Here is a 20,632-nt window from a genome sequence, read left to right on the forward strand (position 1 = left end):
AAAACTCTTTAAGCAGAAAAAAGGTATTAGAAGTTATAAAGGCTTTTTTCTTCTTCGTTTTTCTTTTTTCTTTCTTGTTTTTCTTCATTTCTTTCTCGTTTTTCCTCTATTCTTCCTCCCTTTTCCTCCTTTCTTGTTTTTCCTCCTTTTTGTTCTGGTTTCTCTTTATTTTTCTTCTCTTTTTTGTTGTTATTTCTGCTTATAATTATTTTTTTACCGTTTTTTAGTACCATGTTATTTTTTTGAATGAGATTATTGAGAATACATACATAGTATTTATTATATATTTTATAAAGAGGATATCGTTTTTTAAAGGGACTTACAAAATATATTAATTTTACTCTTAGTTATCAAAATAATCAGGTTCTTAGCAGGCTTGTATCAACTAGTAAAAATCTGGGTCTTCCGACTGGATAGTAGCTGAAAATGTATGTCTTATCGTTTATTCTGATAGTCAGGTGAAGGTGAGGAGAAAGTAAGATGTAGTCAGTGTTAACTTATTTTTGGCTTAATATATCAGAAGTGGATATTGAAGTATAAAAAGGCAAAGGGTAGAACTCAAGAGAGAATTATGGTAAGCTATGACATTATTTTATGGTTTTCTATTGTAATATGTTTTTTATTAATATATTAATCAAAACCGATATATTTATATTGTACTTGCAATTTAGTTTCTAATTAATTTGAGAATGTAATATTTTTAAATTATTTTATCTGTATGGAGGGATTTAGCATAAACAAAATAAAATTTTTGTTACTAACCTTTTTAATATTAACGCTAAGCTCCATTATTGGGGCAGCGGCCGAGGTTCACGTTGGTTCAGGAGAGTCTATACAGGACGCAGTGAACAGTGCAGTTGCAAACGATGTGATTATCGTCGCACCTGGAACTTATAAAGAAAATATCTACATAGGCATAAGTGGCCTGGTAATCAAATCTTCTTCCGGTAGCCCTAAGGACACGAAAATTGTTGCGAACGACTCATCTAAATACGTAATCCAAATTCAGAATGTAAATCGCGTAACAATTAAAGGGTTTAATGTTTCTGGAGGAAACCATGGTATAGGCCTGGAAGGCTCAACAGGGAGCACTTTAGAAGATAATGTAGTACATTCAAATAAGAATTTCAGCATCTATCTGGCAAATGCAAACAACAACATTTTGATAAATAACACAATGTTCAACAATACCAACGGTATTAACCTGGTATTTTCTGACGGAAATAATATCTCGGAAAACAAGGTTTTTAATGACACTATAGGTTCGAACACTCATAACATTTTCCTGAATAATTCTCACAATAACAATCTTCAAAGCAATATCGTTTCGGACGGCGAATATGGAATAGCCATGCGATATTCCAACAACAACAACCTTACCAGCAATAACGCTTCTGGAAATAAAAAAGGCATTTACCTGACCTTAAAATCCAGCGCAAACAAGCTTTTGGGAAACCTGGCAAATTCAAATTTAGAAAGCGGCATAATTTTAGATAACGCCGGCAGTGGCAACAACCTTATCAACAATACTGCCAGGCTGAATTCCAATAATGGCATCGGGCTTGCAAATTCCAGCAACAATTACCTGACCAATAACGTTGCATCTCAAAACAACAAGGGAATATATTTACAGTCTTCAGCCAGTGGAAATCTCCTTTCAGGCAATATTGTGAATTTGAATTTTCAAGGTATTCAGCTTGAAAACGCTGGCAGTAATAACAACCTTACCGGAAACACTGTAAATTTTAATACTAATTATGGGATCTATCTGGTGAATTCCAGAAATAATTTCCTGCTTGACAATATAGCTTTGAGCGATAATAAAGGCATCTACATCATGAGCTCAAACGGAAACAAAATTTCTAACAATACGCTCTTGGATACTATCACTGAAGGAATAACGCTCTCACTTTCCAACAGCAACACCCTTTCAAGAAATAGTGTTTATAACAACAGTTTTGGAATTTTTTTGAACTCTTCTGATAGTAACGAGATCTCAAGCAATACTATAACTAGTGCTCGAAATTATAGTATTGCTATGTGTGCCGCTAGTAATGGTAACCACGTTTTTAATAACTACTTCAACAGCAAATATAATACAAGGGTTAGAAATGCTTCAAATGACTGGAATACGACTAAAACTGCGGGCACAAGTATTGCCGGTGGGCCGTACCTCGGAGGAAACTTCTGGGGAACGCCTAGCGGAGAAGGGCATTCTCAAACCAAAGCAGATAATGACAGTGACGGCATTACTGAAGAGATATTTTCCACAGCCAACGTCACAGACTACCTCCCGCTTGTAGCTGTAGAAGCACCTGTGTTTCCTGAGGCAAACTTCTCAACTAACATTAGCAGTGGTCCTTTCCCTCTGACAGTTCAGTTCACTGACACTTCACAAAATGCAATCTCCTTGAGCTGGGACTTTGGAGATGGAAATAATTCAACTGCTAAGAACCCGGTGCATATTTTCTATGCAGTAGGAACTTATACTGTTAATCTGACAGCAACCAATGCAAACGGCACGAAATCAAAAACTGCGGATATAACCGTTCTGGACGAAGAGATTCTTCCCGTAGCAAACTTTACAGTAAATAAGACAAGCGGATATTATCCCCTTACAGTTCTCTTTAATGATCTCTCGCAAAATGCAATCTCCTTGAGCTGGGACTTTGGAGATGGAGCTAATTCAACCGAGCAGAATCCGGTACACACTTACTCTGCAGCAGGAACCTATACTGTTAGATTAACTGCAACAAATGCAAATGGCACTTCCCCAGCAAAAACTGCTACGATAACTGTTACAGAAGAAAGTAGCTCAAGTGGTGGAAGCAGCCATCACAGCAGCGGTGGAGGCGGCGGTGGAGGCGGTTCCCCTGAACCTCAAACTAACGTTCAAGTCAAGGAACTTTCAAGGGCACAGGTTACAAACGGAAAGCCTGTAATGTTTGAGTTCCCAAATAACGTAACATGTGTTGTGTATGTGGGTTTTGATGCAAAGAAGACCGCAGGTAAGATAACAACTATTGCCGAACAATTGAAAAATAAATCGCCTCTGGTTTCAGCCCTGGATTCGGGCGAGGTGTATAAGTACTTCAATCTCTGGGTTGGAAACTCAGGATTTGCTAGCTCAAATAACATTGAAAACCCTGTAGTGTGTTTCAAGGTTGAAAAATCCTGGCTGCAGGATAAGAAAATCAACCAGAACTCAATTACTCTAAACAGGTACAACGACAATAAATGGTCACAAATTCCTGTGAAATTATTAAAAGAAGATAGTAAATACCTGTACTTTACGGCAGAAACACCGGGTTTCTCGTTCTTTGCAATAGCAGGAAAAGCAGTAGAAAAAGAAAAAGTAGCTGAAGCAAAGCCTTCAACCAATACTTCAAAACTCGAGAAGAACAGTACAGTATCGGAGACAGAACCTGAACAAAAAACCGAACAGGAAGCAGAAAAGGATAAAACCACAAGCATACCTGGATTTGAAGCGCTATATGTAGTAGCTTGCCTTTTTATGGTATTCCTGCATAGAAGAAAATAAAAGGACAACTAAATAAAGAGAAATAAGGATCAAAATACTTCTTTTTACTCTTTCTTATTTCTCCATTTTTCATTTTTACTCTTTCTTATTTCTCCATTTTTCATTTTTACTCTTTCTTATTTCTCCATTTTTCATTTTTACTCTTTTTAGTTCTCTATTTATTTTTTTACTTTTTTATCTTTTCTATTTATTTTTACTCTATTTATGCTGTCAATCTCACACTCGCTCAAAATCTCGTATCTGGATGGTGTCAGAGATGAACTGCATAAATTTGCATCCGACCTTGATTCATCAAGTTTGAATAGTCCTTTTCATGAATCAGGTTTATTTTTTTACGTAGAGGCAGATAACCTCTCAGATTGCATAAAAAGTTGATCAGGTACATAAGAAAAAAAAGTTCCAGATTTATGTCTCTAAGATAGTTATTGATCGTCTTTTACCATATATTATTATATCTTTATTTTGATATTATTTCAATCCAATAAATTTATATCCATTAATGTTTAAAATCAGATCTATTAATACAAAATTAATAAATAACTTAAATAAAAAGTGGGGGATTTAGATAAATAAGTTTGTCACTTTAGCAGTAGCTATTCTTATTTTTGCATTTAGCTCGAGTATCGGCACTGCAGTTGAGCTCATGGTCCGACCAGGGGAATCAATACAGTCCGCAGTAAATAATGCGACTTCCGGAGATGAAATAGTCATAAGTCCAGGAGATTATACCGAGAATATCGTGATAACAAAGGACAATCTCGTAATAAGGTCAGAGTCTGGGAATCCTGAAGACACTATAATTACAGCCAGTAATAACGCTTCAGATGTATTCTTTGTCGACGCCGATAACATAAAAATTATGGGAATGAGTATCAAGGGAGCCGGAATTGAAAAGGCAGGAATTATCCTATCAGGGGCCCTTAACTGTACAGTTTATAATAATAAAATCATTGATAACGCCCTTGGAGTATATCTAAAGAATTCAATGTACAATGAGGTTCGTAACAATACAGTGGCGCAGGGTAAGCGGGCAATTAACGTTGAGAGGTCACACTATAACAGAATAATAAATAACGATGTTTCAGGCGAGAGGTTTGGAATTTACCTAACTGCTTCCGAAGGTAACGAACTTTCTGAAAACTCGGCAAACATGAACTCTAACCATGGTATTGTTCTGGATGGATGCAACAATAATAGGCTGGAAAACAATACCGCAAATTCAAACAACGGTTATGGTATCTACGTAGCGAATTCGGGCAGTAGTAACCTTACCGGAAACACCGCAGACTCAAACGTAATTTATGGTATCTATTTTTCAGACTCAGGTAACAGCAGCATTGCAAACAATAAAGCGGTAAACAGTATTCGTGGCATTTTCCTGTTAAGATCAGGAGAGAGCACGGTTTTGAATAATCTGGCTTTAAACAACCAGGACGGTATCCGGATTTCATCAGGAATGAACAGCAATATATCAGGGAATGAGGTCTCGAACAATAATGTCTCAGGGATTTCTTTACTGAACTCTGTTAACTGTACCGTCAATGAAAATCTATTGTTAAACAACAGCCAGGGAATAGACCTGGAATTATCCAATAATACTGTTATTCTTAATAACAGCATCCGGGAAGGCGGAAGGGCAGTTAGCCTGCGTGATTCGGGTTACAACCTGGTTTTAAATAACATGGCTTTAAACAACAGGTATGGATTGTATGTCATGCGCTCGCAGTGGAATACACTATTAAACAATACGGCAAGTACAGGTGTTAACCACGGTATCGTACTTGTTAATTCCACGAATAACAACTTTATGAACAATATCCTTAACTCGAACGGAGTTCACGGAGTTTATCTGAAAAACTCAAGCACCAATACCTTAGATAACAATACAGCTTCAGGTAATGGCAGAGGTATTTACCTGATATCTTCAAGTGAAAATAATATCCTGAACAATACAGTTCTGGGTAACAGGGAATACGCAATCCTGTTATCATACTGCACAGGCAACAACATTTCAGGAAACGAGGCTTCCAACAGCGGCCGTGGGATTCACCTGAGCACCTGCCAGAACAATGTTGTCTCAAGAAATATTATCACTTTGAACAGTATCTCAGGTATTTTTATGAGCTCTACAAGCAACGGCAATATCGTTTTTGATAATTACCTGAACAACGTCTTTAACTCAAATGTTAAGGACGGTAGCGAAGGAAATAGCTTAAACATTACAAAAACTGCCGGTACCAATATCGTTGGCGGATCTTATATAGGTGGCAATTTCTGGGCAAAACCTGACGGTACTGGGTTTTCGCAGACAGCAACCGATGCAGATGGGGACGGAATTGCTGATACTGCATATAAACTCCAGGGCAATAACTATTCGGATTTCCTGCCTCTTGTAGGTGGCTTTGAGCCAGAACAGTCTGTAATGCCTCCAACAGCTTTCAATATCAGCAGTACAGGAACAGGTGCAAGTGAAACAGTTATCAATAAAACGGAAACAAATAACACAAAATCAACCGGTGACAGTGAAATAGAAACGGGTATCGATGAAACAATGGAAGACGCTGAGTAACTTGATTGAAGGAGCCTGAGCAGAGTTCAAAGGATAAAAGCAGAAGGCTAAAACTCCAGGATGAAGGCTTGGTCCTTCATCTTGTTTTACTATTTTTGTTTTTGAGTTGTTTTCCCAAGCACTTCTTCAGGATTGATTAACCTTCTTATTAAAAAGGTTTCAGCATTTGATTTGTTGAGGAAGGAGACTTCTCGCTTTATGAGTTAAAAAATAGAAAAATTTAAAAAATTTATTTCAAGGAAAAGTTGATATTTAATATCTTCATCCTGTTCTCCAGCCTTTGTCATTTATCACTTAATATCAGCAAGTTTAGCCGTACACTAACATTGTATTTTTATTTTTAATTTGTGTTGACTAAACCCAGCATATTTATATTACTTTATACATTATTCCCCCTGCTCTGGCAATTTGGATGAAATATTCTATAAAGATAAAGCAAATTGTATGCATAAACGCATGTGGGTTCCCGTATATTTTTTTACACAAGGATAAAGTAAAGCAATTTTATACGCTATTGTAAAAGGACTTACTTTAGATAACAAGAGAACTCACTTTAGATAACAAGAGCATTTACACGGAAATTATCCGTGACTTAGACAGCCACTTAAAGCAAATTTGATTGAAAATTTTATTGCTTTTTTTGAGTGGATGGAGGGATTAAAATAAGTAAATTAATTACTTTATTGTTAGTTTTTTTTATCCTGATATTAAGCTCTGGTATTGGAACTGCAAATGAAATCTTTGTCAATTCAGGAGAGTCCATACAGGCTGCTGTAAACAGTGCGGTTTCAGGCGATGTGATAATTGTAAAGCCTGGAACCTATACCGAGAACATCAATGTAACCGTACATAACCTGATAATAAAATCAGAGTCAGGAAATCCTGTAAATACAATAATAATGGCTAAAAACCCGGCCTTAGATGTGTTCAATGTAGAGTCAAACAAAGTTACGATTAGCGGATTTAAAATAATGGAGGCAAATAAAGACCATGCAGGGGTCTATATGTATAAGTGCAAAAACTGCACCATTGAAAATAGTAGATTGCTGAATAATACTATTGGAGTACATCTAAAGAATTCGGATTATAACTCAATTCTTGATAACCTGATTGGAAAAAGCGATAAGGGAGTTGTCACTGAGCAGTCCAATTATAACACAATCTCCGGAAACCGGGCTTCAAAAAACAGGTACGGGTTCTATGTTCCAAATTCTGCGGGGAATGTAATCTCAAATAATACGCTCTCGGAAAACAAAGATTACGGAATCGTGCTTTCAACTGGAGCAGGCAATACCCTCTCAGAAAATAATGCTTACGATAACGGTAGAGGCATCTACCTGGGAAATTCGGATAACAATAAGATTTCAAGCAATACTATTACTTCAAATGAGGTTTTTGGGCTTTTTGTCTGTCCCAAAAGTGACAAGAACCGCATCCTTAATAACTACTTCAATAATACTGTCAATGCCGTACCTAATAACGGAACCGACAACATATATTATATAGAAAAAACCCCAGGCACTAATATTGTCGGTGGGCCTTATCTTGCAGGAAACTACTGGGCACAACCCAATGGAACGGGCCCCTCGGAAGTCACGCCTGATGCAGATGGGGATGGCATTGCCGATAAGGTCTACAGGCTTGAAAACAGTGATTACGTCGATCGCCGGCCTCTTGTGGCTGTTAAAGTAAAGAAGCCGATTCTTCCTGTTGCAAATTTCAGTACCAATGCAACTAGTGGTCATCCTCCTCTTTCAGTCCAGTTTGCCGATCTTTCAAAAAATGAAACCGAAAGAAACTGGGACTTTGAAAGCGATGGAAACATTGATTCGACGGACGAAAACCCGGTTTATACCTATACAGAGCCTGGAACCTATACCGTTAACCTTACTGCAAGTAACGAAAACGGGACTGCTTCAAAAAATTACATAATAGTCGTTCTTGAAGGACGCGAGACTCAAGAATCTGTCTGGCAGAATAAAATTGCGAGTTTACCTGGCTTTGAATTGATTTATGGAATTTTTGGTTTACTTGCAGTCTTCCTGTATAGAAAAAGATAAGAAATTCTAAAGAGGAAAAAGATTAAGGAAAATTAAAGAATCAAAGAAGAACATGAATCCGTGACGGGAGTGGGGATTTAATGGGGTTATGGGAGAGCTTTGACAGGTATGCAAAAGAATATGACGCCTGGTACGAGAAATATAAACCTGCATACGAATCCGAGCTTCTTGCCCTGAGAGCTTTTCTCCCCGAAAATCCGGAGAAATTGAAAGCTCTTGAAATTGGAGCTGGTACAGGCAGGTTCGCTTCGGCTCTCGGGATTGGAATTGGGCTTGAACCGGCAAGAGCTATGGCAATGCTTGCAAAGCAACGCAGGCTGGAAGTCGTGCTTGGGGTTGCGGAGTTTCTGCCCATTAAAAGAGAACAATTTGATCTCGTTTTAATTGTTACCGCACTTTCTTTTTTTGAAAATCCGAATCAGGCACTCAGAGAAGCTCTGAGGGTATTGAAGCCAGGCGGACAAATACTGGCTGGAATCCTTGATAAGGATAGCCCTCAAGGACGCTGCATTGAATCGGAGAAAAAAGGAAGCAAATTTTCCACGGAGGCACATTTTCTTTCTGCAACAGAAGTCTTAACATACCTTGCAGAAATCGGGTTTGAAAATCTCGAGATCTGCCAGACTCTTATCAAAGAGCCTGAAAAAATAAAATATGTTGAACTTCCGGAAAAAGGACATGGAAAAGGAAGATTTGCTGTAATTTCAGCAAAGACATTTCATGGATTCAGGAATTGAAATATTTATATCCAAAATTAATATAATAAATCAATGAAATAAATAGTATATCCTCAATTCCATTTTTAAAGGAAAATACTTGGGAATCGAAAACTAATTAATAATTGGACTAATCGATAATTGGACTAATCGATAATTGGATTAATTGATAATTGGACTAATTGATAATTGGACTAATTGATAATTGGACTAATTGACATTTGGGGGGTTAAAATCAATGTCCATAGAAAAAATTCCGGGTTACACATATGGAAAGACAGAAAGTATGTCTCCTCTTAACCTGGAGGATCTGAAACTATTAAAAGATTCTGTGATGTTTACAGAAGAGGATGAAAAGTACCTCAAGAAAGCAGGAGAAGTGCTGGAAGATCAGGTCGAGGAGATCCTTGACACTTGGTATGGGTTTGTGGGGTCACATCCACATCTACTCTATTATTTCACCAGTCCAGACGGGACTCCCAACGAAGAATATCTTGCTGCGGTCAGAAAACGCTTTTCCAAGTGGATTCTTGATACCTGCAACCGCAACTACGACCAGGCCTGGCTGGATTATCAATATGAGATAGGTCTGCGGCATCACCGGACCAAGAAGAACCGGACTGACAATGTAGAATCTGTTCCAAACATAAACTATCGCTATCTTGTCGCTTTTATTTACCCGATAACAGCAACAATTAAACCTTTTCTTGCAAGGAAAGGACACACTTCCGAGGAAGTGGAAAAAATGCATCAGGCCTGGTTTAAAGCAACAGTACTGCAGGTGGCTTTATGGAGTTACCCCTATGTAAAACAAGGGGATTTCTGAGAGACTGCAAAGCTCAGAAATTTTATTTATTGCAACCCTGCTTCGAAACTGTTTTCAAAAAATAAAAGGAATCCCTTATTAAATTAAGGCTATTTTTTCTTTTCTTTATCTATTCCTTTCTATCTGTTCCTTTCTATCTGTTCCTTTCTATCTATTCCTTTCTTTATCTGTAACCATATACTTACCGCTATCTGAAAACCTGTATTATCTCAAAAACCTTGAGACAAATTATCTCAGAAACTTTGAGACAAAAGGAGAAGTGTCACCCCTGCGCAGGAAATGTCCGGAAGGTCCTTCTCCAAGGAATTCGGAGAACCATGACTCATGCTCGATTTCTTCGTTAAGGATCGCCTGAGACAGGTCATAGGTACGGTGGTCTTTACCGGCAGTTAAGTTGCAGATTTCGGTATATCCGCGTACTGCGCACCTTTCTGCGTTAACAAGCACTTGCAGCATTGCTCGTATGTCTGTCGGATCTTCCGGGAGATATGCCGGTGAGCAAGCGGAAATATTGTGGAAGTCATTCATGTTTCTGGGAAGTTTTCCACCCAGTTCGTAGATCCTGGGTACAAGAGCTTCAAAGTGGTTACGGTCTTCGACCCGGGCTGTTTCGGCAATCTCTTTTATTCCTTCCCCTTCCAGGCCAATTAAATTAAACCTCAGTATGGTATAGTAGTAGTAAGTTGTGAGTTCGGCAGAAGCATTTTTGATCAAAAGTTCTAGTAGCTTTTCAATGTCAACTCCAGCCTTCTCTACAACTTCTCTTGCCACTTTTGCCACAGTAATCACTCCTGTTGTAGTTATTGATTTTGATCTAGTATTATTTTATTATTATGTTTTTATTAAATTACTTATATATTATGATTGGCCTTATATATCCATTTTGAAACAATCCTACATCTATAATCTTAAAAATAAAAAAAGTAAGCACCTTATTCTGTATTTTCTCTTCGAGTCTTCAGAAGATGAAGATCAAAAAATATGTCACAGGCCTGAGAAAAATCAGAAACCTCCATGAGAAGCTAATCACCCGAAAATTGTTTGAAAAAAATTATTAGCCAAAAGCCACATCAAGAACCATCATTACCGAAAAGCCTATCATTGTGCCTATTGTTGCAAGAGGAGCATTTCCTCCACGCTGGGACTCAGGAATAATTTCTTCGACTACAACAAAGATCATGGCGCCTGCAGCAAAGGCTAGAGCATACGGCAGGATAGGTTGTATGAGAATAACCGCTGCGGCCCCGATCACACTTGAAATAGGTTCAACTATTGCGGAAGATTGGCCGTAATTGAAGCTTTTAAAGCAAGACATGCCCTCACGCCGAAGGGGAACGGAAACCACAAGTCCTTCTGGTAAATTCTGAATTCCTATTCCTACAGCAAGGGAAACTGCTGCGGGAAGATTATACGTGTATCCCGAAGCTGCAGCTCCAAAGGCAACCCCGACAGCAAGTCCTTCCGGAATATTGTGTAGTGTTACAGCAAGAACCAAAAGAGTGTTTCGTCTCCATGAAGTTTTTAAACCTTCGGCAGCTTCCGTCCCAGATCCAAATTGAAGATGGGGAAGTATTTTGTCTATTCCTCTGAGAAAAAGTCCCCCCAGAAGAAAACCTATAACTGCAGGAAACCATGCTGGAATACTTTCTCCTTCAGACATTTCAATAGCTGGAGCGAGCAGAGACCAATAGCTAGCAGCTACCATCACACCAGCCGTAAAACCTAGCATCAAATCAAGTATGCGCCTACTGACCTCTCGGGTAAGAAATACAGATGCTGCTCCTAATGCAGTCATTCCCCATGTAAAAATTCCTGCAAGTAGCGCCTGTTCCAGCGGAGATAACTGCTGGAAGAAATGGATAATATCCCAAACCACCCCCTTATGTTTATTCAGGATATTTGATTTCCCAAAACACTCACAACTACTTTTTTGAATAGAGACACTTCAAAACCTGCATTATAAAACCTGCATTATAATCCTGAAAAGCATGAAACCCAGGAACTAAAATCAAATCGAACTACCATTCTGAAAGTAAATTAAGATCTGCACATGAATATGTTACGTGGATATTATATAAGAATAGAAAATAGAATTCAGAATCTGAGATTCTATTGTTAGAAGATACATTTTTATTGAGAAAATACTCAGATGCTCATTTTGTTCTTTATTTCTCTTAACCTTTCTTTCCCAATCTCAACAATTTCCATCAGTTCCTGATACTCACTCAAAGAAATTAAGTTTCCTGGACAGAGAGTGTGTATGCTATTTCCACCAGAATACAGAAGAACACCATTCCAGGCTGCAAAGTGAGGTCCTGAAAGGTACTCACAGGGCAGCTCCCACCTTGAGTCCACATTTTCAAAACCTTCAAAGCGGTAAAAAGTAGTGCTGTTTTTCAAGACTTTTGTAAATTTTAAAAGTATATCAACCATGCTTTCATCCAATCTGCGGCCAAATAAGTTATGAAAATGAAAAATAAAATAATTTTACCTTTTTTAAAAATTTTAAGCACTTTTATAGGGATTTAATAACTTTTATGGAAATTTAAGGACTTTTATGGAGATTTTAAGGAGATTTTAAGGAGATTTTAAGGAGATTTTAAGGAGATTTTAAGGGGCTTTTAAGGAAAATTTAACAAAGTTTTTAAAGATTTCCTGAGGAAATTAGTTAGCCCCTTGCCAGGGAAAGCATTTAAAGCATGAGTTCAGTCACTTTTTCCCCTTTTGCGCTGGTAACGGTTGCGGATATATCCTTGAATTTAGGTACCCCTGTACCTCCGGTTTCATCCGAAACCAGCGTATTTGACCAGGGGCTTTTGGGCATATATGCGATGCCTTTGTGAGGAGTTTCGTATCCGGATTCCTCAGCTTTTACCACAACTCTTCCAAAGGAATTTTTTAAAATTACTGTATCGCCTTTTTTCAGGTCCAACTGCTTGAGATCTGCATGGTCCAGCTTTATTATCGCAGATAGGTCTTTGTATTCTTCCCCAAAGCGGTTTTCGAGCATAGCCTTATCCTGAAAGATGTCCCTGTAAGTTATGACTTTGACTTTTATTTCTGGAGCTGCAAGAAAAGATCCGAAATCCATCAGAGTGCCTCCATTATTTTCTTGAGAATTACGTCCTCAGACGGGTGATTTGTCTCAATAACAGGCTCAAAGCTCACTTTAACTCTATCCATGCGTATGGAACTTCCCCCTGCCTCTACCCCGTTTATTGCGGTATTGATGTAGACCTTTGAGTGCTTTGAAGTCAGGGTTTCACAATGATCCATCGAGATAACAGGAATCTCCAGCATGTTCTTTGCAATAGATCCGGGAAGGAATAAAAGCGGATCCGAACCTATTATAAGAGCTGCATCCACAGTTTTTGCTTTAAGAGACTCAACAACTGAGTACTCGGGCCCATGCTTTGCAGTCCCGTTTTCGAACTTTACACTATTCACATATCCAGTTTCTGCAAAGAGGTTTTCGTTAAAGCCCATTGTATTAGAGCTGCTTACCATTGGTATGAGGTGGAAATTTGCTTTCTCATTCAGGATTTTCATAAGCTTGAAAAGAGGTTCAAGGTTTTCAAGCGAGTAGATGAGCCCGCGTCCTACAAAGATTACGCCGAACTTTGCTCCTTTAAGGATGTTTGCCAGCTCAAGTATTTTTTTAGGCGGGTAATTATAGGAGGTTTTGGGAAGCTTTCCCGAAAGCCCTGCAATCATGGCATCGATAAATTCTGCATCTCCTTTTGGAGGAATCTGGTAAAAATAATTCCCGCAGATCTTTGCGGTATGGGACTTTCGAACATCGATTGCTATGGCTGTCCTTTCTTCTTCCCAGCCTCTCTGCTTTTCGGTTCCTCTGGGGAAGTAGGAATGCTTCGAAAGAAGGCGAGGATGAGAGTCCGATGGATCTGTTCCCCAGTATATGATAACATCAGCTTTATTCCTTACATCGTCAAGAGTACAGCTCTTGAGCTTATCCTGAATGAGAGCCTCAGCTAGAGGACCCAGGCAGAACGAGGAGGTATCATCAAGAGTGGCGTTGATTTTCTTTGCAAGCTCAATTGCTATTTTTTGGGTTTCACTGGTAGAAGTCCCAAGCCCGAAGATCAAAGAATTTCTGGCATTTTTAAGGATTGATGCAGCCTCACTGATAGCAGTAGCTTCATCTACAGGCTTATTATCAACCAGAAAATCTGCTTCGCCCTTTCTTGCTTCTTTCATATGGGCGACTCCTACTCTGCAGGCTGTATAAACTTTATTCACACTGTTATTTTCGGACTCAACCTCAATATCGTCACAGAGGAGGCCGCAGCCTGTGCATACATGATAGTTTTTCTCCATATCCGCTTCCTCACACAAACTCGATTGCCTCTACAGGGCAGGTTACTATACAGCCATTACATAGAATTTTGTTCTTTCCGAAACGGCGGCATTCCCCTAAGTTCTGGGCTTTTACAATGCCGTCTTCTACGGCCAGGACCAGCTTATTAGGATTCGTGGGGGCCTTTCCCGAGCCTATTCCGTGTGGATCATTAGCTACATTAGGAGGACAGGCAACCACACAGTTTCCACAACCAAAACATAAGTCTTCATGCACTATAAGCCCGGTTTCAGTTGCGCTTTCGGCAGGTTTGAAAAGTTCACTTATCTTTTCATAGTTTTCTTTATACTTTGGTTCATCTTTAAGAGGCGGGCAATCCTCGGGTGTGAGCTCGTGGGCCATGAGAGATACTGCAAACGCCATACAAGAGGTTTTTCCGCACTTTTTGCAGTTAGTCTTTGGAAGCATCTGATAGAGTTCCATTGCATTTGTCATTACAGGTCACCCTTGAGTCAAATTTTTTATGTCAGTTTTTCATTGAAGAGTATGAAGGTTAAGAAGTATAATTAAAAAGCAAGATTAAATGTGTCACATTAAGCATGTCACTGAAAACGTATATTATATAACCTTTAATTAAATATATCTAAGTAATCTTCCTTAAACCCTCGCTTTTTTGTTTTCAGCGTTACTTTTAAATTGCAGTAAGGATTTATTATAAATATTTATAAACTGTTTTCATCCAAGCTTTTTGTAAAAAGAGTATGTAAACTGCTTCATCGATTTATCACGCCGTCACGACATTTTATCACGTTGTGTAGGCCATTGGTCAAACTTTCTTCCGGAAAGATTGCGATCAAATTTTTTTCAAGAGGGTTGTAGTCAAACCTTTTTTAAGAAGGGATGTTATCACATCGTTGCTAAGGATTTTCGATAAAACCTTTTCTCAAAAGGTTTTCGCTCAAGCCTTTTTTTAAAAGGCTTGGAGCAAACCTTAAGACTTTGATGTCCTCAGGTACGCAGTCTTTTGTTTCCGGGTCCTTCAGGTCAGGAGATCTTACAATTTAACTTTCCTGACCTTCGGAATAGACCAATAAAGCCTCTTTGCAGGCAAACCGAATCCGCCGAACTCAATTAATTCGCTTTGAAGAAAAGTTCGCAGTGGCAGTTTCCGTCCCTTTCGACTTCTTCTTTATGATAGATGCAGGGACATACAATCTTTCTATCTTCTTTTTCATCTCCGGTAACTATTCTGCAGGGACAGTAACGCCTTCCGAATTTCTCAAGCTTAACTGTAAGTCCATCAAGCACATAGTCAAGAGCTTCTTTATCCGGGTTAAGCCTGTACCCTGCTTTTTCTGCATATTTCTGAGTCCATTCATACATTTTCTGTTTTAGTTCATTATGATCAGTCATACAAAGAGCTCCTTTGCTTTAAATTGAAGAAATCCTGAACCTTGATGAGAAGAATATGTAGTCATGTGTGAATCATGTGTGGATAATATGTGAAGCTATGTGAGCTGTTTATAAAATGGAAATATTATAAGTATACTAGAATAAAGTCTGCTGAAGACTTTCAAGTTTTATGAAACACTTGTGAGAATAACCTGAGTATTTAGCGTCACCTTCATCTGTAAAGTCATTAATACCTATTTTTGTTTAAGGCTATTTATAGAAATACCTTGTCCTGCAGGAATTAAATGATTCAGCGCAGTATAGCCAGTTTTATCTCACTCACGTCCATGTAATCAATTTTACCTCACTCACGCTCATACAACCAGTTTTTATCACTCATGTCCATATAATCAATTTTATATCACTAGCGTCCAATAAAACCGATTTCATCCCACTAGCGCCCCTATAACCAATTTACCATTATGGCTTTTCTTGAGTTGTCCAGTTGAAACTGGTCTATCGATTACGCATTAAGTTCTCAAACTATAAATTAATTGGTAAAACTCCAGTGATAAGACAGGCTTATTGATGTTAAAGTTTTGTCTACTGCTTTACTGACCTTCCATAGCCTCTTTACTTTTCACTTCTGCAAATGAAAGTGCGAAGTTTTGCCTTAGTATCAACAATGATCACTTCATCATGGTTCAACTTCAACTTCTCGATAAACTCTTTTACCAGCATTTCCATTGAACAAGCGCATCCTTCACTCACTTCGTGGATCTTCCCTATAGCAATTAGCTTTATTTTTCCGTTCTTCAAAAGAAATACCGCAGGAATATCGGCAAAACCAATTTCGTCTTCAAAGAAAGAGACTGAATCCCAGCTAGGCGCTGCTTGCATGATTTTCTCAAGAACAGCACTTTTGCCACTGAAGTATTCTATGAAATAGAGAGGAATCTCGACTTCCAGTTGCCAGTGAAGGCCGAAGTTCGATTCATCGGTATCGATGACAATGACAGAGTTACCATTTTCTACAAGATTTTTTGCAAAGAGAGCTGCAATGATACTCTTACCACTTCCTCCTTTTCAACATATAGCGAGTTTGTATACCATCCATATTACTCATCATATTTTGTTCTCCAATATCTCAATAACTTCTGTTTTCACAGCAGTAGAACATATACTTTTGACTTATCTACTAATATCTCTCAATTTTTTTGTCAATCCACGAACTGTCAAGAGAACATTCTCACATTGTGGAGCCATTTCGATCTGTTTAGTGGATAGTTCGAACTTAACTATTCTTAATATCCATATTTTTTGCATCCGCATCGTCTGAATACAAATATTCATAATTATTATACTTGGTATTCAGACTGTTTGAATACTAACTAATTATTCGCAAACTCTATTTAAACCTTATGATTTTAAATCTATATTCTAACCTTAACTCTGCCACAAATAGGAAATAAATTTTTTCAATAACAATGCTCTTGAACATGTTTCACTAAAAATTATCAGATATAGTCTATAATTTTTTAGAATTTTTCACACGAATTTAAAGATAACAGAATTTAAAGATAACAAATTGATGTTTGAGCCTATAGTTATCGAAGTTAAAAATAAGCAAAAATGCAAAAATTACTCATACTTATTGTTTCAGACAAAATTTTCGACATCTAAAGGGCAGATAACATTAAATGTATGAAAAATTTCTGGTGAAATTGAAAGTGGTTCTTCGTTGTTTTGGTGGATAGCCTCATAATGTACTCATAAAAACCAATACGGTCTTGGATTGAAAATTATCTTATCCATAGAGGATGGATAAGAGCTTTGAAAGCAATAGAGACTGAAAAATGTGAAACGCTGTTAAAAAACGATATCTAAAGACACAATTTTTGAATTGGTTTATTCCCTACGTGAGTGATAGTTAAGGTTGCACCCTAATTTTGACAGTCAAATAAAAATAAGTGATCTTTACCTTGTGTTATTCGATACAATGTACACCACAAAATAAAGAGCTTTTCCTAGAAATCCTAACAAAAATATATATCTTTCTATTAGATCACTGCTTGCTGTTCGATGTTACTATGAAAAACTTCATTTCTGTGATATTTTTAGCAAACATAAAGAAAAGGTCTTGATATCAATAGTTTACTAATCAGATTATTGAGCTACAAGCTGACTGAGAATTTTAGCCTACTTTCGGCATGTCGACATTTCATTCTCTATAATTATTAGTGAGCTTGAAGAGCTTATAGTGAAGAAGAAGCTATAGAACCCCTAGGATTCTATTGAGAAAATATTCGATTCGTTGAAATATGAAATTAGCATTAAGCCGTTAAGAGTTTGGTCAGACGATAGCATTTATGGAACTATGATCCTTGGGTAAAGGATTGATTAACTAATTTTCACTAAAAAAGAATTGATTAACTAATTTTCACTAAAAGAGGACTATTTTGAAAGCAATGATCTGGGCACATAAGAGCTTCAGATAAGAGCGCTTAAAATGTTTTACTTTGCAGATAATATAGATAAGTTAATATCTGTAAAAAATAATAAAATTTATCAAGGTAGAAATGGAAATTTTTTAATTTTATCTTATTAAAATCCTCTTAGGGTTTTCCGAAAGGTCAACAACGGCATATTAAGTTAGAATCGGTCTATAATAGTGAGTGTCCACTCCAGTTCTGGATATACTAGTTATAAAAGTCAGTGATCACAACACTTTTCGAATAGGTTCTAAGTTAAACAGGTTTAGGAAGGATATTTAATGAAAAATTTTAAAGATCTTATGACAATATTTATTCTTACTCTTTTTTCTCTTGCGTTAATTAGCCCTGCAGCTTTGGCTGCAAATATCATAATTGACAAAGAAGCTGGATCAGCTGATCCAGGTTTTTTTCATACACCTAATTATGCAAACGACGCAACTTGTATTCAAGCGGCACTGGATTACTCAAAAAGCGGGGATACAATAACTATCTGCAAAGGGGACTATTATATCACAAAAGGAGTATATCAAAAAAATAAAAATCTGAATATAATAGGTGAAGGAAAAGTAACTCTTCACATTCAAACTTCTGATAAAGTATATAACGATATTTATTTTGGGGGGTCACAGATCATAAGCGGAACCCTGAGTGCTGATGTTAAGAAGGGCTCGTCTCAGGTGGTTTTAACTGACGCTTCCAAGGTTCGCAAGAATGACTTGATTAAGATCTGGAAAAATGTTCCGTGGTGTCCTTTAAATTATCCTGATAATTATCCTGATCAAATGACAGGAGAAATTTATGCTGTTAAAAGTGTGAATGGAAATGTTGTTACTTTAAATCAACCGCTTCTTAGAGATTACAAATTATCCGAGACTGTAAAGTTCGAGGTGTACAGACCTGTTCAAATGCATATAAAGAATATAAGGCTGGAAGATACAGGCGCGTCGATGTCTCATCATGGACTGGTTATGCAATATTGCAAGGACAGCTCTATCACTAACTCCTGGTTCAATGAATGTGGTTTCGGTGCTATTTGTCTGTACTCCTGTTTTAATGTGAGTGTTAATAATAATGAGATTTACAATTCACTTCTTCCAGGGAGTGGATACGGTGTAAACGTAGCTAGTGGTACGGCTTTTGCCAATATAGAACATAATCACATAGAGAATTGCAGGCATGCTATAACAGGCAATTCAGCTGAACTCAAGTCTTTAAGTCGAGACGTTTTTATTGCCGATAACACTCTGATAGGGGCAAATATCACCGGTTCTAATGTTGTTGATGCTCACGCTGATACTATTGATTTTGTAGTAACTAGAAACAAAATATACCCGCAAGTAACAGAGGAAACCCTATACTATTGTACATTTTTAGAATACAGGTCACCGCAAGAGCTTCCATTCTATTTTGCATTTTCAGATGGTACACAACAGTCTACTTTCTCCAACAATGAAGTTTTTGGCGGATATGGAGGGATATTTTCACGCGGCGCTGTAGGTGACGGAGTACATGTTTACGAAAATAACACGTTTAACGATATGTTGGGTAATATGTATGAAGGAGGAAATGGAACCGATGGGACGCTTATAATCAGGAATAACACTCAAAACGGTGGGACGCGTGGAGTTATTTTCCCATTCTATGGAGGTTTCAAGAATATAATAATAAGTAAGAATACTTTTAGCAATCTATCTCATCAGGGAGTATATCAGAAGTTTCTAATAAACGGGATAAACCTGGATATTTCTAAAAATACTTTTGAAAATCTGGGCCGGGAAGGAATATATATCGATGGGAATTCCTTGAAAAATGGTGCTGTGAAAATACAAAATAATATCTTAACAGATGTGAATACCTCAAATTCCTCTTCCGGAATCACAGTCAAAAATGTTAAAAATCCCGACATTAGCGGAAACAAAATATTCCAAAATCCGATAGTTCCTGTTGCTGCTTTTTTTGGCTCTCCAAATTCAGGAAAAGCCCCACTGAAGGTACAGTTTTATGACAAAAGTACTGGCTCTCCAACTTTCTGGTTCTGGAAATTTGGAGATGGATCTAAGTCATACCTCCAGAATCCGGTTCATAAGTATTCAAAAGCAGGAACATATACTGTTAGCTTAACGGTAAAGAATGCTAAAGGCAAGAACACGGTAACAAAAACAAATTATATAAAAGTGATAACAAAATCCGTTGCTGCATTTTCTGCAACTCCAAGTTCTGGGAAAGCACCATTAAACGTTAAATTTACTGACAAAAGTACAGGATCACCAACCAAATGGAAATGGGACTTTGGAGACGGATCAAAGTCATTTCACCAGAATCCAACTCACAAGTATTCAAAGGCAGGGGTATATACGGTTAGCTTAACAGTAAAGAATGCTAAAGGCAGTAATACGGTAACAAAAACCGGATATATAACTGTGGCAGCAAAACCCGTTGCTGCATTCTCTGCATCTCCTTCCTCTGGAAAAGCACCATTAAAGGTTAAATTTACTGACAAAAGTACAGGGACACCTGCTAAATGGATATGGGACTTTGGAGACGGGTCAAAGTCATTCCACCAGAATCCGGTTCACAAGTATTCAAAGAAAGGAACATATTCCGTTAGCTTAACGGTAAATAATGCTGTAGGACGTAACGCGGTAACAAAAACAAAATATATTAAAGTTGTATAAAAGTTGTAACAAAACCCGTTGCTAAATTCTCTATAACTCT

General features: G+C 37.7%; 15 protein-coding genes and 2 pseudogenes. 7 read left to right on the forward strand and 10 right to left on the reverse strand.

What is annotated here, in order from left to right; all coding sequences use genetic code 11:
- Positions 1–26: 26 nt before the first annotated feature.
- Positions 27–233, reverse strand: coding sequence for a hypothetical protein (locus MSBRW_RS09575; protein ID WP_048102940.1), 207 nt, complete (start codon positions 231–233; stop codon positions 27–29).
- A 611-nt stretch (positions 234–844) separates the two neighbouring features.
- On the opposite strand from MSBRW_RS09575, the gene MSBRW_RS09580 reads away from it, so the two are divergent.
- The 5 genes from MSBRW_RS09580 (at position 845) to MSBRW_RS09600 (ending at position 9,712) form a co-directional block, all read left to right on the forward strand.
- On the forward strand, positions 845–3,541 hold the full coding sequence (locus MSBRW_RS09580) for a NosD domain-containing protein (protein WP_155398441.1): 2,697 nt from the start codon (positions 845–847) through the stop codon (positions 3,539–3,541).
- Between the two features lie 643 nt (positions 3,542–4,184).
- Positions 4,185–6,110: a right-handed parallel beta-helix repeat-containing protein gene (locus MSBRW_RS09585; protein WP_011307866.1), complete on the forward strand. Its 1,926-nt coding sequence runs from the start codon at positions 4,185–4,187 to the stop codon at positions 6,108–6,110.
- Positions 6,111–6,793: 683 nt separating this feature from the next.
- A complete protein-coding gene (locus MSBRW_RS09590; protein WP_230670065.1) occupies positions 6,794–8,170 on the forward strand; it encodes a NosD domain-containing protein in 1,377 nt (458 codons plus the stop codon).
- 80 nt (positions 8,171–8,250) lie between these two features.
- A complete protein-coding gene (locus MSBRW_RS09595) occupies positions 8,251–8,907 on the forward strand; it encodes a class I SAM-dependent methyltransferase (protein ID WP_011307864.1) in 657 nt (218 codons plus the stop codon).
- A 217-nt stretch (positions 8,908–9,124) separates the two neighbouring features.
- Positions 9,125–9,712: a protoglobin domain-containing protein gene (locus tag MSBRW_RS09600; RefSeq protein WP_011307863.1), complete on the forward strand. Its 588-nt coding sequence runs from the start codon at positions 9,125–9,127 to the stop codon at positions 9,710–9,712.
- Positions 9,713–9,940: 228 nt separating this feature from the next.
- Here MSBRW_RS09600 and dps read toward each other — a convergent pair whose 3' ends face one another.
- From dps to MSBRW_RS24065, 9 genes and pseudogenes are all read right to left on the reverse strand, one after another.
- Complete coding sequence (gene dps / locus MSBRW_RS09605; protein ID WP_011307862.1) at positions 9,941–10,492, reverse strand: DNA protection during starvation protein; 552 nt, start codon at positions 10,490–10,492, stop codon at positions 9,941–9,943.
- Positions 10,493–10,766: 274 nt separating this feature from the next.
- Complete coding sequence (locus tag MSBRW_RS09610) at positions 10,767–11,588, reverse strand: ZIP family metal transporter (protein WP_011307861.1); 822 nt, start codon at positions 11,586–11,588, stop codon at positions 10,767–10,769.
- Between the two features lie 269 nt (positions 11,589–11,857).
- Positions 11,858–12,145: a hypothetical protein gene (locus tag MSBRW_RS09615; protein ID WP_011307860.1), complete on the reverse strand. Its 288-nt coding sequence runs from the start codon at positions 12,143–12,145 to the stop codon at positions 11,858–11,860.
- Between the two features lie 259 nt (positions 12,146–12,404).
- Positions 12,405–12,803 (reverse strand): molybdopterin dinucleotide binding domain-containing protein, encoded by a 399-nt coding sequence (locus MSBRW_RS09620; RefSeq protein WP_011307859.1) that lies wholly within the window; start codon positions 12,801–12,803, stop codon positions 12,405–12,407.
- Positions 12,803–14,050 (reverse strand): formylmethanofuran dehydrogenase subunit B, encoded by a 1,248-nt coding sequence (locus tag MSBRW_RS09625; protein ID WP_011307858.1) that lies wholly within the window; start codon positions 14,048–14,050, stop codon positions 12,803–12,805. Before MSBRW_RS09625 ends, MSBRW_RS09620 begins: the two co-directional genes overlap by 1 nt.
- 10 nt (positions 14,051–14,060) lie before the next feature.
- Complete coding sequence (locus MSBRW_RS09630; RefSeq protein WP_011307857.1) at positions 14,061–14,525, reverse strand: (Fe-S)-binding protein; 465 nt, start codon at positions 14,523–14,525, stop codon at positions 14,061–14,063.
- A gap of 636 nt (positions 14,526–15,161) precedes the next feature.
- The gene (locus MSBRW_RS09635; protein ID WP_011307856.1) at positions 15,162–15,443 is read right to left on the reverse strand and encodes a ferredoxin-thioredoxin reductase catalytic domain-containing protein; all 282 of its coding nucleotides are present in this window, start codon (positions 15,441–15,443) and stop codon (positions 15,162–15,164) included.
- A gap of 612 nt (positions 15,444–16,055) precedes the next feature.
- Positions 16,056–16,322: an ATP-binding protein gene (locus tag MSBRW_RS23400; protein WP_011307855.1), complete on the reverse strand. Its 267-nt coding sequence runs from the start codon at positions 16,320–16,322 to the stop codon at positions 16,056–16,058.
- Between the two features lie 102 nt (positions 16,323–16,424).
- A pseudogene (locus MSBRW_RS24065) lies at positions 16,425–16,496 on the reverse strand (hypothetical protein); the annotation flags it as partial.
- Positions 16,497–17,469: 973 nt separating this feature from the next.
- Between MSBRW_RS24065 and MSBRW_RS22110 the strand changes: the two are divergent.
- Together MSBRW_RS22110 and MSBRW_RS09645 are read left to right on the forward strand one after the other, a co-directional pair.
- Positions 17,470–17,633: pseudogene (locus tag MSBRW_RS22110) on the forward strand (IS1634 family transposase); the annotation flags it as partial.
- Positions 17,634–18,195: 562 nt separating this feature from the next.
- Positions 18,196–20,592: a PKD domain-containing protein gene (locus MSBRW_RS09645; protein WP_048102939.1), complete on the forward strand. Its 2,397-nt coding sequence runs from the start codon at positions 18,196–18,198 to the stop codon at positions 20,590–20,592.
- The last annotated feature ends 40 nt before the right edge of the window (positions 20,593–20,632 follow it).

The organism is Methanosarcina barkeri str. Wiesmoor (genome assembly GCF_000969985.1).
Lineage (GTDB): Archaea > Halobacteriota > Methanosarcinia > Methanosarcinales > Methanosarcinaceae > Methanosarcina > Methanosarcina barkeri_B.